We start from the raw sequence: 13,516 nt of genomic DNA, 5'->3' as shown, positions 1-13,516 counted from the left end.
GCGGCCAGAATTGGCCTTCTTCCCGCGGGCGCGCTACACTTTCTATCTAAAGATATAGAGCGGCGTGCCGATGCAGTGTCGGCTGGCACAGCTTGCCGCGATCTGCCGGCTGGTGTGCGGTGGCGCGGAGCACAGGAGGAGACGACATGAGCGCGGACTTCGAGGCGCAAGCCAAGGCCTTTGCCGACCAGATCGAGGCCGAACTGGCCGATGGCCGGCTCAACTTTCCGGTGTCGATGGAGGTGTCGCTGCGCATCAAGCGCCTTGCCGACGATCCCGCGACGACGCTGGACCAGATCACCACCGTAGTGCAGGCCGAACCGGTGCTCAGTGCCAAGACGCTGCGCATGGCCAATACCGTGGCGCTCAATCCCTATGGCGCGCAGATCGACACGGTGCGCGACGCGGTGCGTCGCATCGGCCTGCTGAGCCTGCGCAGCCTGGCTTTTGCGGTGGCTTCCGAGCAGCTTGCCGCCGATCACCGCTCGCCCAACATGCGCACCCTGGCGGCCGGGCTGTGGATGCGCTCGGTGGACATTGCCGCATGGAGCTTCGCGCTGGCGCGGCAGACCCGGGTGGCCAATCCCGATGCGGCGATGCTCGCCGGCATGATGACCCACATCGGCCAGTTCTTCCTCATCGCACGGGCGTCCGACTACCCGGAGATGGAGCGCAACATAGACCGTTTCGCGCTCTTCGTCGAGGGCTGGCAGCAGCGTGTCGGCGTTGCCGTGCTGGAGGCTTTCGACCTGCCGGAGAACATCTGCGACAGCTTCGATCCGGCGCAAGCTTATTACGGCCAGTGGCCGCCCACCGATCTCCATCAGCTGGTGCATCTGGCCGCGCAGGTGTCCGAGCAGCCCAACCCCTTCGACGGCCTGCTCGGGCGCACGGTCCGGCGCGGGCGCGCGGCGGTGGTGGACATGGGCGTCGACGAGGCCGCGCTGGGCACCCTGCTCGACGCCTCGCATGCCGAACGCGATCTCATCCTCAGCGCGGTGCGCGGCTGAGGGCGCGACGATCATGGACGACAGCAGCGCTGCCGGAGAGCACCCGCGCGCCGGACTCGGCCTGAGTTTTGCCGAGGACGAGCACGGTGTCCTGCTGGCGGCCTGCAAGCCTGACCCGCTTGCCGAAGCGATCGATGAAGCGTGGCTGCATGCGCGTCTGGCCGAGCAGGGCTATGGCAGCCTGCGCTTCCAGCCCGAAGCGATCACCCTGCTGCTGGGCTGCTACAACGCCGGTGAGGCGGTCGAGGCGCTGAAGCTCGGCGAGCGCGTCGATGCGCGCGCCGAGGTGGGTATTTCCGGCGATGGGCTGTATGCCACGCTGACCATCCATCCACCGCAGGGCGGCCAGCGCCTGAGCCGTTCGCAGGTCCTCGAACGCCTGACCGAGATCGGCGTCAGCGAAGGGGTGCTGCTCGACGCCATCGCTACCGCGGTGGACGCCGGTGAGGCTGAAGCGGCGGTCATCGCGCGCGGGCGGGCGCCGCGGCACGGTGACGACGGCCGCCTGGTGTCGGCGCTGCCCGAGGTGCGCAGCCGGGTGCCGCGCCTGACCGAGAGCGGGCAGGTCGATTACCGCGACCTGGGCGAGATCCAGGTGGTGCATCCCGGCCAGGTGCTGATGCGCCGGCTGCCGCCCACGGCCGGTGAGAACGGGATCAATGTGCGTGGGCAGGTGCTGCCCGCCCGTCCCGGCAAGGACGTCATGTTCGCCGCGCAACTGCAGGGCGCTCAGTGCCAGCCCGACGACCCCGACGTACTGGTGGCCACCGTTGCCGGCCAGCCGGTGGTGGTCAAGGGCGGGGTGATCGTCGAGCCGGTGTTCGCGGTGGCGGCGGTCAACATGGCCAGCGGCAACATCCGCTTCGACGGCAGCGTCAAGGTGGGCGGTGACGTCGCCGCCGGCATGCGCATCGAAGCCAGTGGCGACATCGAGATCGGCGGTACCGCCGAACCATGCACGCTCGTTGCCGGCGGCAACATCGTCGTCAAGGGGGGCGTGCTCGGCGGGCTGGGGCGCAAGGAACTGGCCGACAGCGTGATCCGCTGCGCCGGCTGCTTCTCGGCCAACTATGCCCAGCAGGCGCGCATCGAGGCCGGCGACTCGATCTTCATCGATGACATGGCGATGCAGTGCGAGCTCTCCGCCGGCAAGCACATCCGCGTCGGCGATCAGCGGCGCGGGCACATCATCGGCGGGCGGGCGCTGGCCATGCTGTCGATCACCGGCAAGGTGCTGGGCTCGCCCAACCGCATTGCCACGGCTTTCGAGATCGGTGTCAGCCCCGACACCAACCGGCGCATCCAGCAGCTGGCGAGCGCGCGCGACGAGCGCGAGCAGCAGTTGCTCGACATCAGCCGCCTGCTGGTCTTTGCCGATCGCAACCCCACCCGCGTCGATCCGCGCATGGTGGAGCGCGCCTGCGCCACGGCCACCCGTCTGAACGATGAAATCAAGGCCCTGCGTGAGGAAGAGCAGCAGCTCAATGCGCTGATCGAACTCTCCAGTCAGGCCCGCGTGCTTGCCGAGCAGCGCATCCACGAAGGCGTGAGCGTGCTCTACGGCGTCCAGCGCTACCGCGTGAATGGCGAGCACGGCCCCGGAGTGATCATGCCCGGAGAGGGCGGTCTGGTGCTCGGTGACGGCGATTCTGCGGAGACTACGGCCTGACAAGTGCAGGATGGCGCTGATATCATCGCGTCATTTTCGCGCCTGGGGGCGCATCCAGAGGGTCGGGCAGATGGCTGAAGCCGTGTATACGCTGGTTTTCCAGGGCGAGTTGCTGGAAGGGTTCGAACGCGAGCAGGTGATGCAGTCGTTTGCCGAACTCTTCGGGCTCAAGGTCGAGGACGTTGCCCGCGTCTTCGGCAGTTCGCGCGTGGTGCTCAAGCGCAATCTCCGTGAAAGCGCGGCCCACGCCTATCGTGAGCGCCTCGCCGGCATCGGCATGGCTGTGCGCCTGGACGAAAGCGCAGCGCCTGCTGCTGCGCCGGCGGCTGCGGCGGTGTCCAGCCACGCCCCCACCGTGCTCGCGCTGGAAACACCGGCCGCGCCACCCGCGCCGGCTGCAGCGCCGGCGCCTGCACAGGCCGCGGCAGCAGAGCGCGAGGATGCCGGGGTGCGTCAGGTGCCGTTCGAGTTCTCTGGCCAGGGTTTCGAGTTCTTCCGCATCTGGATCGTCAACCTCCTCCTCACCATCGTCACCCTGGGCATCTATTCGGCCTGGGCCAAGGTGCGCACCCAGCGCTACTTCTATGGCAACACCCGTCTCGATGGTGCCAGTTTCGAATATCTCGCCAGTCCGCTGAGCATCCTCAAGGGGCGCCTGGTCGCCTTTGCGATGCTGCTGGTGTACCTGCTCGCCAGCGAGTTCGTACCCTTGCTGGAGGCGCTGCTGATGTTGTGCTTCATCGCCATCATGCCGTGGGTCATCGTCCGCGGCCTCGCCTTCCGCAACCACTACTCGGCGTGGCGCGGTGTGCGTTTCGGCTTTGACGGCCGCGTCGGCGAGTCCTACAAGGTCTTCCTGTTGTGGCCGCTGCTCGGCATGCTGACGCTGGGCCTGCTGTTTCCGTACGCCTTCTACCGCCAGCAGCGCTTCATCATCGAGAACACCCGTTACGGTGTCGTGCCGTTCACCTTCGGCGCGGGTGCGGGCAGCTTCTACAAGCTCTTCGGCATCGTCATCGGCTTCGTCCTGCTCGGTGCGATCATTGCCGGCGTGCTCGGTTCGCTGATCTTTGCTCCGCTCTCCATCATCCTCATGATCGGCGTCTATCTGGTGGCGATGGCGTTGTTCGCAGTCCGCCTCACCAACCTGCGCTTCAACAATACCGCCATCGACTGCCACGCCACCGCTGCCGGTTACACCCTCGGCTCCTACACCGCGCTGATGCTCACCAACACCGTGGCCATCGTGCTCACCCTCGGGCTCTTCTATCCGTGGGCGAAGGTGCGCAGCGCGCGCTATGCGGCAGCCCACATCGCCCTCGATGCCGATGGCGATCTCGACCGCTTCGCCGCCGACCAGAGTGCCGCGGTGAGCGCGGTGGGTGGCGAGATCGGCGATCTCTTCGACGTCGACATGGGCTTCTGATGAGCATCGCCGGGCACTTCCTTGCCGGCAGCAGTTCGCGCCGGGTCGCCGCTTCCCTGCAGTGCGAGGACGGGCAGGTGAGGGTGCTGGGCGAGGATGGGGCAGTGCTGGCGGCGGCGCTGTGCGGCGCCGTGGAGATTTCCTCGCGGCTGGGCAATACTCCGCGCTTCGTCCGCTTTGCCGACGGCACGGCCTTCGAGACCGCCGACAACGACGCTGTCGACCGCCTGTTGCCGGCGCACGGGGCAGGGCTGTTGCACCACCTCGAATCGCGCCTGCGCTACGTGCTGATCGGCGTGCTGGTGACGGTGGTCTTCGTCTGGGCGAGTGTGCAGTGGGGGGTGCCGATGGCCGCACGCACCATCGCCGCGATGCTGCCGGCCAGCGTCCATGTGCATGCCGACCGCCTGGTGCTGGAACTGATCGACCGTCAGATGATGACGCCGAGCGCCCTCGACCCTGCCGAACAGCAGCGCCTGCAGGCCCTCTTCGCGCCTTTTGCCGCAGCGGTCGATGACGAGCGCCCGATCCGTGTGCTGTTCCGTCTTGCCGGCGAGGACATTGGCGCCAATGCGCTGGCCCTGCCCGGCGGCACCATCGTGTTTACCGACCAGCTGGTCGCGCTGGCGCGCAACGACGACGAACTGCTCGGCGTGCTCGCCCATGAGATCGGCCACGTCGCCCACCGCCATGCGATGAGGCGTTCCATACAGGCATCGATGATGGGGGTGCTGGCGGCAATCGTGGTCGGCGACATCTCCGCGGTATCGTCAGCGGTCACCGCGCTGCCGCTGATCCTCACAGAGCTGGGCTATTCACGCGCCTTCGAGCGCGAGGCCGATTCCTACGCGGTGGACATGATGCGCCGGCACGGCATCGATCCGCGCCATCTGGCCAACATCCTGCAGCGCCTCGACCCTTCGCAGGGCGGGGGGGGCAGCTACCTGTCCACCCACCCCCCGACACCCGAGCGCGTGCGCGCCATCCACGAGCGCGCCGCGCAGTAGGTCCGCCTCAGCGCGTGATCGGCTTGTAGCGGATGCGCTTCGGGCGGGCAGCATCCTCGCCCAGGCGCTTCCTCTTGTCTTCCTCGTATTCCTGGTAGTTGCCGGCGAAGAAGGTCCATTGCGAATCGCCTTCGGCGGCCAGGATGTGGGTGCAGATGCGGTCGAGGAACCAGCGGTCGTGCGAGATGATCAGCGCGCAGCCGGCGAATTCCAGCAGCGCGTCTTCGAGCGCACGCAGGGTCTCCACGTCGAGGTCGTTGGACGGTTCGTCGAGCAGCAGCACGTTGCCGCCCTGGATCAGGGTCTTGGCCAGGTGCAGGCGCCCGCGCTCGCCGCCGGAGAGGTTGCCGACGATCTTCTGCTGGTCGCCGCCCTTGAAGTTGAAGCGGCCGATGTAGGCGCGGCTGGGCATCTCGAAGCGGCCCACGGTGAGCACGTCGGCGCCGTCGGCGATGGCTTCGAACACCGTCTTGTCGTTGGCCAGGCCCTCGCGGCTCTGGTCCACCGCGGCGAGCTTGACCGTGGAACCGATCACCACCTCGCCGGCGTCCGGCGTGTCGCGCCCTTCGATCATCTTGAACAGCGTCGACTTGCCGGCGCCGTTGGGGCCGATGACGCCGACGATGGCGCCCGGCGGGATGGCGAAGTTTACGTTGTCCATCAGCAGCTTGTCGCCGAAGGCCTTGGACACGTTGTGGAACTCGATGACCTTGTCGCCCAGGCGCTCGCCGGGCGGGATGAAGATCTCCTGGGTCTCGTTGCGGCGCTGGTATTCGACGCTGGCCATCTCCTCGTAGCGCGCCAGACGGGCCTTGGACTTGGCCTGGCGGGCCTTGGGGTTGGAGCGCGCCCATTCCAGCTCGGTCTTCATCGCCTTCATGTGGGCGGCTTCCTGCTTGGCTTCCTGCGCCAGGCGGTCGCCCTTCTGTTCCAGCCAGGAGGAGTAGTTGCCCTTCCAGGGGATGCCGTGGCCGCGGTCCAGTTCGAGGATCCACTCGGCGGCGTTGTCGAGGAAGTAGCGGTCGTGGGTGACGGCCACCACGGTACCGGGGAAGCGGGTGAGGAACTGTTCCAGCCAGTCGACCGATTCGGCGTCGAGGTGGTTGGTGGGCTCGTCGAGCAGCAGCATGTCGGGGCGCGACAGCAGCAGCTTGCACAGCGCCACGCGGCGCTTTTCGCCGCCGGAGAGATTGCCGATGACGGCGTCCCAGGGCGGCAGGCGCAGCGCGTCGGCGGCGATCTCCATCTGCGTTTCGATGTCGCCGCCGGCGGTGGACAGGATGTTCTCGTACTTCGCCTGCTCCTCGGCGAGCTTGTCGAAGTCGGCGTCCGGTTCGGCGTAGGCGGCGTAGATCTCTTCGAGCTTCTGGCGCGCTTCGACGATCTCGCCGAGGCCGGATTCGACCTCTTCCTTCACCGTTTTTGCTGCATCCAGTTCGGGCTCCTGGGCGAGGTAGCCGATGCGCACGCCGGGCTGCCATTGCACCTCACCGTCGTACTCCTTGTCCACGCCGGCCATGATGCGCAGCACGGTGGACTTGCCCGAGCCGTTGAGGCCGAGGAGGCCGATCTTGGCGCCGGGGAAGAAGGAAAGGGAGATGTCCTTGATGATCTGGCGCTTCGGGGGAACGATCTTGTTCACCCGCAGCATCGACATTACGTATTGAGCCATGAGGAGTCGTCGGGCCGGGTTGCAAAGTGGGCAAGGATACCATTGCCGCAGGGCACGGTCGCAGAGTCTCCGCGGCCGTCGCCGAGGGGCGCTGTGGCCTACCGGGGGTGGAGGCGGCGGGTGAAGTCGGCGACCGGCTCGGGGCGGCCAAAGAGGTAGCCCTGGAACTGGTCGCAGTGGTGGCGGGCGAGGAAGTCGCGCTGGTAGTCGTTCTCCACGCCTTCGGCGACCACCTGCTGGCCGAGGCTGTGGGCGAGGGCGATGACGGCTGCGGCAATGGTGCCTTCGGCGCCGTCGCTGCGGATGTCGTTGACGAAGCTGCGGTCGATCTTCAGTACGTCGACCTCGAAGAGCTTCAGGTAGGCCAGCGAGGAGTAACCCGAGCCGAAGTCGTCGATTGCCAGTCGTACCCCCATTGCGCGCAGGCGGGCGAGCACCTCGATGGTGTGGTCGACGTCGCGCATCAGCATGGTTTCGGTGAGTTCGAGTTCCAGCATGCCGGCGGGCAGGCGATGGCTGCTGAGGGCATCGTGGACGAGGGCGACGAGATCCTGTTGGGCGAGCTGCTGGGCGGAAAGGTTGACCGCCACCGGCGGCGGCTGCAGTCCGGCGTCCAGCCATGCGCGCATCTGCCGGCAGGCGCTGCGCAGCACCCATTCACCGATCGGCACGATGAGGCCGGACTCCTCGGCTGCGGGAACGAAACGCCCCGGGGCGAGCAGGCCGAGCTCGGGGTGACGCCAGCGCAGCAGCGCCTCGGCGCCTGCGAGCTGTCCGCTGCGGCCGTCCACCTTGGGCTGGTAGAACAGCACCAGCTCGTCGCGGTCGAGGGCGCCGCGGAGCTGGTTCTCAAGCAGCAGCTCGCCCAGCGAGGCGGTGTTGAGTTCGGCGGAATAGAACTGGAAGGCGTTGCGGCCGTCGGCCTTGGCGCCGTACATGGCGGCGTCGGCGTTGCGCAGCAGCATCGAGGCGCTCTGGCCGTCTTCCGGATAGAGGGCAATGCCGATGCTGGCGGTGACGGTGAGTTCGTGTTCGCCGAGGCGGTAGGGCTCACCGAGGGCGGCCAGCAGCTTGCGCGCCAGGACGGCGGCATCCTGGGCGTTGTCGAGTTCGGGCAGCACGACGACGAACTCGTCGCCGCCGTGGCGGGCCACGGTGTCGGTTTCGCGCACGGCACGCTGGCAGCGGCGGGCGACCTGGGTGAGCAGGGCGTCGCCGACTTCATGGCCGAGGGTGTCGTTGATCGGCTTGAAGCGGTCGAGGTCGATGAACAGCACGGCGGCGTGGCGCTCGCGGCGGCGCGACTGCAGGATGGCCTGGTCGAGGCGGTCCTGCAGCAGGGTGCGGTTGGGTAGATTGGTGAGGGCGTCGTGGTGGGCGAGGTGGTGGATGCGTGCTTCGGCGGCCTTGCGGTCGGTGATGTCCGAGAAGATGCCGATGTAGTGCGAGGGAGTGTCGCCGCTGCTGTTGGGAACGGCGGTGATCGACAGCCATTCGGGGAAGATCTCGCCGTCGCGGCGGCGATTCCAGATCTCGCCCTGCCACTGCCCGTCGCGGTTGAGGGTTGCCCACATGTCGCGGTAGAAGGCTTCGTCCTGGCGTCCGGAACCGAGCACCGCCGGTGTCTGCCCGCCGACCTCCTCGAGGGTGTAGCCGGTGATGAAGGTGAAGGCGGGATTGACGGCGATGATGCGCGCGTCGGCATCGGTGATGGTCATGCCCTCGCTGGCATTGGTGAACACCGTGGCGTAGAGGTTGAGTTCCTCCTGGGTGCGCCTGAGGGTGTCGAAGCGTTCCTTGAGGTCGTGGTTGGCACGCGCCAGCTCGCGCGAGGCGCGTTGCAGGCGCTGCATGGCCAGGGCGACGTAGCCGGCCATTACCAGTGCCAGCACGTAAAGTACCAGGCGGTAGTTGTGGGCAGTGGCGGCGGCGTGTTCGTAGGCGGTGGCGTAGTGCAGGCTGACGCGCTCGCCGAGGGCGGCGCTGGGAGCGCCGAGGATCTCGCGCGTCAGCGTGTCGACGGCGGGCTTGCGCTCGATGATCACGCGCGCGTGCAGGAGCAGGTTGCGCAGGCGTTCGCGACGTGCCTCTGCCATCTCCGGCAGCGTTGCCTCCAGGGCTTCGAGCTGGCGCCACAGGGCGGTGTCGAACTCCGCATTGCTGCTGTGAGCGTGGGTGAGGATGCCGCGCACCAGGATGCCTACCGGGCGACTGTCGGCGAGAGTCACCTGCGGGTCGGCAATGTAGCGGTTGGTGGCTTCGGGCAGGAAGGCCAGGGAGTTGCGCAGCACCGCGTTCTCGCGCTTGAACAGTTCGATGCGGCGCGTCTTCTCGGTCTGCACCGCGCGCAACTGGTCGATGTCCTCGCGCAGACGATCGAGGCTCGTGGCGGGCAGGAAATCGGGCAACTGTTCCAGCGCATGAGTGGCGCGCAGCACCTCGGCGGCGGTGGCGACGATGGTGTCGAAGTCGGTCTGCAGGCCGACGCGGTTGGCCAGCACGGCGGCATTGAGTTCGGCATCCGCCTGACGCAGCAGACGCAGTTCGCGCTCGTACTGCTGGTGGGCGCGGGCGTTGATGGCATCGGCCTTGAAGAACAGCCAGCTCAGCAGGATCGCTACTGCGGCGACGCCTGCCAGCAGCCACAGCAACCTGGAAGGACGGTTGGCGAGCATCTGGGTGGCCGCGCTGGGCTGGGCGAGCGGGAGGCGGGCGGTCATCGTGCACCTCCGCCGCCGGGGGCCTTGCCGGTCAGCGTGTGCAGGAAGGCGACGATCAGGCGTACGTCCTCGTCGGAGAGGGTGCGTCCGAGCTGGTAGCGCCCCATGATGGAGACGGCGTCCTCCAGGGTGTCGGCACCGGCGTCGTGGAAGTAGGGCGCGGTGAGGGCGACGTTGCGCAGGCTTGGCACCTTGAAGACGTGACGGTCGGCTTCGTCGCCAGTGACGTTGAAGCGTCCGAGGTCGGCGGTGGTGATGTTGCCGCGGTCGGCAAAGTAGTCGCCGAGGACGCCAAAACGCTGGAAGAAATTGCCGCCGATATTGACGCCCTGGTGGCAACTGGAGCAGCCGAGGTTCTTGAAGCGCGCGTAGCCTTCGCGCTCCTCGGCGTTGAGGGCCTTGGTGTCGCCGCGCAGGTAGCGGTCGAAGGGGGCGTCGGGGGTGGTCAGGGTACGCTCGAAGCGGGCAATGGCGTCGGAGATGGTTTCCGGGGTGATGCCCTGCGGATAGGCGTTGGCAAAGGCCGCGCGATAGTCCTCGCGCCGCGACAGCTTGGCGATCACCTCGCTCCAGGTGGAGGCCATCTCGATGGGGTTGTGGATGGGGCCGGCGACCTGGGCTTCGAGGGTCGGCGCACGGCCGTCCCAGAACTGCATGAAGCTGAACGCGGCGTTGAGGACGGTCGGCGTGTTGATCACGCCGATGGCGCCATCCACGCCCGGCGAGAACGGCAGGCCGTCCACGCCGCCGTTGTCCAGGCGGTGACAGGACGCACAGGAAATGCTGTTGTCGCGCGACAGCATGCGTTCGTGAAAGAGCATTTCGCCGAGGCGGACGCGGGCGTCACCGGACTCGGGGGGGCGGGCGGGGAGCGGCGCAATGGGCTCGTGGCGCAGTACCGCGTCGGCCACCGGCACGACCGCTGCCGTGTCAGGCAGCGGCGGCGGCGCATCCCGCCAGGTCAGGATGACCAGCGTGGTGGCAAAGGCCGAGAGCAGGCCAATGATGGCCAGATGGGGCGTCCTGCGGTTCACGGGTCGATGCTAGCCTGAGGGTGACTGCCGGAATTGAGGTGCATCAAGGAAATCGCGTGGGGGGGGCGAATTCTAACGATTTTGTTGCACCACAGGTTTGCAGGACGCCCCAATTCGGGTCGTCCTGCGGCCTGCCTCTCAACCCTGCAATGCAGGGGTCTTGCCGTCATCGGGATGGGGATGGGGGAGCTTGCGTTCCGGCATGTAGGCGGCGATCTGGCAGGCGATGGAGGCCAGGTAGGGGATGCACTGCAGGGCGAGGATGCCAACCCACAGGCGGGTTTCGAGCTGGGTGCCGTCCTGCGCCCACAGCATCGCAGCGATACCCAGCAGCAGGGCCACCAGCATGCCGATCTCTTCACGGATGGGGCCGAAGAAGGCCAGCGCGCCCTTGGCCTTCCAGCCCTTGGGGGTGACCACGAAGGTGCCGTGCTTCTTCCACAGCCCGGCGAATACGCCGCGCGCAATGGCGTGCGCCAGCCCTACCGAGAGGATGGAGGCGCCGAGGATGTCGCGCCACGGGCAGTCCATGGTGCGCCGGTAGAGGATGGGGCCGAGCGCGGCCTTGAAGGCCATGAAGGCCAGCACCGGCAGCGCCAGCGCGGTCACCGGCAGGCCGAAGGCCTGCGGGAAGAGCAGCATGCCCAGGGTCCATGCCAGGCTGGCGAAGGCGAACACCAGTTGCAGGGCGTCGCCCAGCCAGGCGAACCAGCCGGTGAGGAAGTGGTAGCGCTGGGCGAGGTTGAGCCGGCTGCGCCCGACCATGTGCGGGATGTGGTGCTTGAGGATCTGCATCGCACCGAAGGCCCAGCGGAAGCGCTGGCTCTTGATCGCGGCGAAGTCCGAGGGGGTGAGGCCGCGGCCGTAGATGTGGTCCACGTAGCGGGTGTCGTAGCCCTTCTCGATCAGGCGCAGGCCCAGTTCGGTGTCTTCGCAGATGCACCACTCGGACCAGCCGCCGACCTCTTCCAGCGCCAGACGGCGCACCAGGGTCATGGTGCCGTGCTGGATCAGCGCGTTGCGCTCGTTGCGGTGGTGCATGCCGATACGGAAGAAGCCGTCGAACTCCCAGTTGCACATGCGCCGGAAAGGCTGGGTCTCCCAGTCGCGGTGGGCCTGCGGGGCCTGCACCACGGCGACGTCGGGTTTGTCGAAATGCGGGATCAGGCCGGCCAGCCAGTCCGGATCGACGACGTAGTCGGCATCCACCACGCCGACCACTTCGGCGCGCGGGTCGGTGACTTCCAGTCCGTAGTTCAGTGCGCCGGCCTTGAAGCCGGGCCAGTCCATCAGGTGGAAGAAGCGGAAGCGCGGACCGAGCTCGGCGCAGCGCGCTTCCAGCGGTTTCCACTTGGCCTCGTCGCGGGTGTTGTTGTCGAGGATGAGTACCTCGAAATTCTCGTAGTTGAGTTGCGCCAGACTGTCGATGGTGGCGATCACCATCTCCGGCGGTTCGTTGTGGCAGGCCAGGTGGATGGAGACGAAGGGCTGCTGTTCCGGCGCGTGCGGCGGCAAGGGCATGAAGCGGCGCTGCCAGCGGCGCTTGAACAGCACTTCGCCGAACTCGAAGCCGTGCGACAGCAGCACGGCGGCGGTGAGCACGGTGGCGGCGAGCAGCAGCGTCAGGCCGACGAGATCGCGCTGGCTGAGGTAGTAGTCGACGGGGACGTTGAGGCCGATGATCAGCGTAGACACGCAGGCCTGGATCAGCGCTGCCAGGAAGAGCCGCCCGAAAAGGCTCCAGCCGGGCAGGAAGAAGGCCGCCAGGGCCATCGGCAGGAAGGCCAGTACTGCGGCGTTGGCCGCCTTGCGTTGCCAGTGCGGATCGCGCACGACCATGCCTTCGAAGACGCTCTTGGGCTGGCGTTCGGCGTTGTAGAGGCCCCAGTAGGGGCCGGCCCAGCCTTCGACCTCGACCTTCCAGGGCTGATCGATGGCCTCCATGATGAAGTAGTCCAGGCGTGGGGTGCGCGGATGGGTCAGGAAGTCATGGATGAAGCGGGTCTGGCTGACCTGCGAGGCTTCCGCCGAGCTTGAGCCATCGAAGTTGTCGATGCGCGGGCCGCGGCTGGGCCAGCCGATTTCGCCGATCACGATGCGCTTGCCCGGGAAGCGCCGGGCGAGCTCGTCGTAGCGCATCAGGGCGTACTCCACCGCATTCTCGGCGGGGATGCCCTCGTGGTAGGGCAGCAGGTGGACGGTGATGAAGTCGACGTGTGCGGCCAGTTCCGGGTGCTTCAGCCAGACATGCCACGGCTCGGCGGTTGACACCGGTTGCAGCAGGGCCTGGCGGGCGCGGTCGAGGTAGGGGATGAGCGTGTCGACATCGAGCTCGCCGCGCAGCAGCACTTCGTTGCCGACCATCACCCGCTCGATGTGGCGCATGCTGCGGGCGGCTTCGATCAGCGCCGCCAGTTCCAGCTCGTTGTCTTCGAGACTGGCCGAGATCCACGCGCCGGCGGTCACCAGCAGGTCGAGTTCGCCGCTAACGCGCAGTTGGGCCGGCATGTCGCGCACGCTGTAGGTGCGGATCGCGTCCGTGGTGGTGGCGAGCAGGCGGAGATCGGCGGCGATGGCGCTGTCGTCGGGATACTCCCCGCGCAGCGGACTCTGGTCGCGCTGGAAGGCGGTGTAGGCGTAACCCTTGATGCGCTGGGTGTTGCCGGCCAGCTCATCGACATGGTTGAGCTGCTGCCAGAACAGGTACTGGAGGGCACCGACCGCGGCGGCGATGAGACAGGCGACGGTGATGCGGTAGAGCATTGCTGCGGTGCTTCTCATGGGGTCTCTGCAGGGGTGCGGCTGAGCAACAGGTGAGGGGCTGTGTGCCCTTGGGGCGGGTTGTTCTGGTATCAGACTTTCGACATAGTGCGCCGGAGGCTGGAGCGCGCCCGCAGTCTACGCCATTCCGCGCCTCGTGGTACGCTGCTTCGGCATTGATTTGAAACAGGAAGTTGGTCGGCGGCGAGGCCCTTGAC

Annotated in this window: 8 protein-coding genes; 4 read left to right on the top strand and 4 right to left on the bottom strand. The window is 67.3% G+C overall.

What is annotated here, in order from left to right; all coding sequences use genetic code 11:
* The first annotated feature begins 146 nt into the window (after positions 1-146).
* The 4 genes from C8261_RS06920 (at position 147) to C8261_RS06905 (ending at position 5,112) form a co-directional block, all read left to right on the top strand.
* The gene (locus tag C8261_RS06920) at positions 147-1,010 is read left to right on the top strand and encodes an HDOD domain-containing protein (protein WP_107492919.1); all 864 of its coding nucleotides are present in this window, start codon (positions 147-149) and stop codon (positions 1,008-1,010) included.
* A 13-nt stretch (positions 1,011-1,023) separates the two neighbouring features.
* Complete coding sequence (locus C8261_RS06915) at positions 1,024-2,679, top strand: DUF342 domain-containing protein (RefSeq protein ID WP_107492918.1); 1,656 nt, start codon at positions 1,024-1,026, stop codon at positions 2,677-2,679.
* Between the two features lie 70 nt (positions 2,680-2,749).
* On the top strand, positions 2,750-4,105 hold the full coding sequence (locus tag C8261_RS06910) for a YjgN family protein (protein WP_235864859.1): 1,356 nt from the start codon (positions 2,750-2,752) through the stop codon (positions 4,103-4,105).
* Positions 4,105-5,112, top strand: coding sequence for a M48 family metallopeptidase (locus C8261_RS06905; protein ID WP_107492917.1), 1,008 nt, complete (start codon positions 4,105-4,107; stop codon positions 5,110-5,112). The genes C8261_RS06910 and C8261_RS06905 overlap by 1 nt, the downstream gene beginning before the upstream one ends.
* Positions 5,113-5,119: 7 nt before the next feature.
* Here C8261_RS06905 and ettA read toward each other — a convergent pair whose 3' ends face one another.
* From ettA to C8261_RS06885, 4 genes are all read right to left on the bottom strand, one after another.
* Positions 5,120-6,784 carry an energy-dependent translational throttle protein EttA gene (ettA, locus tag C8261_RS06900; RefSeq protein WP_107492916.1) on the bottom strand — a complete coding sequence of 555 codons (1,665 nt, stop codon included), beginning with the start codon at positions 6,782-6,784 and terminating at the stop codon, positions 5,120-5,122.
* Positions 6,785-6,882: 98 nt separating this feature from the next.
* Positions 6,883-9,504 (bottom strand): EAL domain-containing protein, encoded by a 2,622-nt coding sequence (locus tag C8261_RS06895; protein WP_235864858.1) that lies wholly within the window; start codon positions 9,502-9,504, stop codon positions 6,883-6,885.
* On the bottom strand, positions 9,501-10,538 hold the full coding sequence (locus tag C8261_RS06890; RefSeq protein ID WP_107492915.1) for a cytochrome-c peroxidase: 1,038 nt from the start codon (positions 10,536-10,538) through the stop codon (positions 9,501-9,503). The genes C8261_RS06895 and C8261_RS06890 overlap by 4 nt, the downstream gene beginning before the upstream one ends.
* Before the next feature lie 138 nt (positions 10,539-10,676).
* Positions 10,677-13,319, bottom strand: a complete 2,643-nt coding sequence (locus C8261_RS06885) for a glycosyltransferase family 2 protein (RefSeq protein ID WP_107492914.1) — start codon at positions 13,317-13,319, stop codon at positions 10,677-10,679.
* Positions 13,320-13,516 lie beyond the last annotated feature (197 nt).

Origin of the sequence: Pseudothauera lacus (genome assembly GCF_003034845.1) — a bacterium.
Taxonomy (GTDB): Bacteria; Pseudomonadota; Gammaproteobacteria; order Burkholderiales; family Rhodocyclaceae; genus Pseudothauera; species Pseudothauera lacus.
Note: the sequence above shows the minus strand (reverse complement) of the source record. Positions and strands in the feature narration are given on the sequence as shown.

Bases quoted from the DNA above. Each gene is read 5' to 3' on its own strand.
- C8261_RS06920 (WP_107492919.1), top strand. From the start codon at position 147: ATGAGCGCGGACTTCGAGGCGCAAGCCAAGGCCTTTGCCGACCAGATC.
- C8261_RS06910 (WP_235864859.1), top strand. From the start codon at position 2,750: ATGGCTGAAGCCGTGTATACGCTGGTTTTCCAGGGCGAGTTGCTGGAA.
- ettA (WP_107492916.1), bottom strand. From the start codon at position 6,784: ATGGCTCAATACGTAATGTCGATGCTGCGGGTGAACAAGATCGTTCCC.
- C8261_RS06895 (WP_235864858.1), bottom strand. From the start codon at position 9,504: ATGACCGCCCGCCTCCCGCTCGCCCAGCCCAGCGCGGCCACCCAGATG.
- C8261_RS06915 (WP_107492918.1), top strand. From the start codon at position 1,024: ATGGACGACAGCAGCGCTGCCGGAGAGCACCCGCGCGCCGGACTCGGC.
- C8261_RS06885 (WP_107492914.1), bottom strand. From the start codon at position 13,319: ATGAGAAGCACCGCAGCAATGCTCTACCGCATCACCGTCGCCTGTCTC.
- C8261_RS06905 (WP_107492917.1), top strand. From the start codon at position 4,105: ATGAGCATCGCCGGGCACTTCCTTGCCGGCAGCAGTTCGCGCCGGGTC.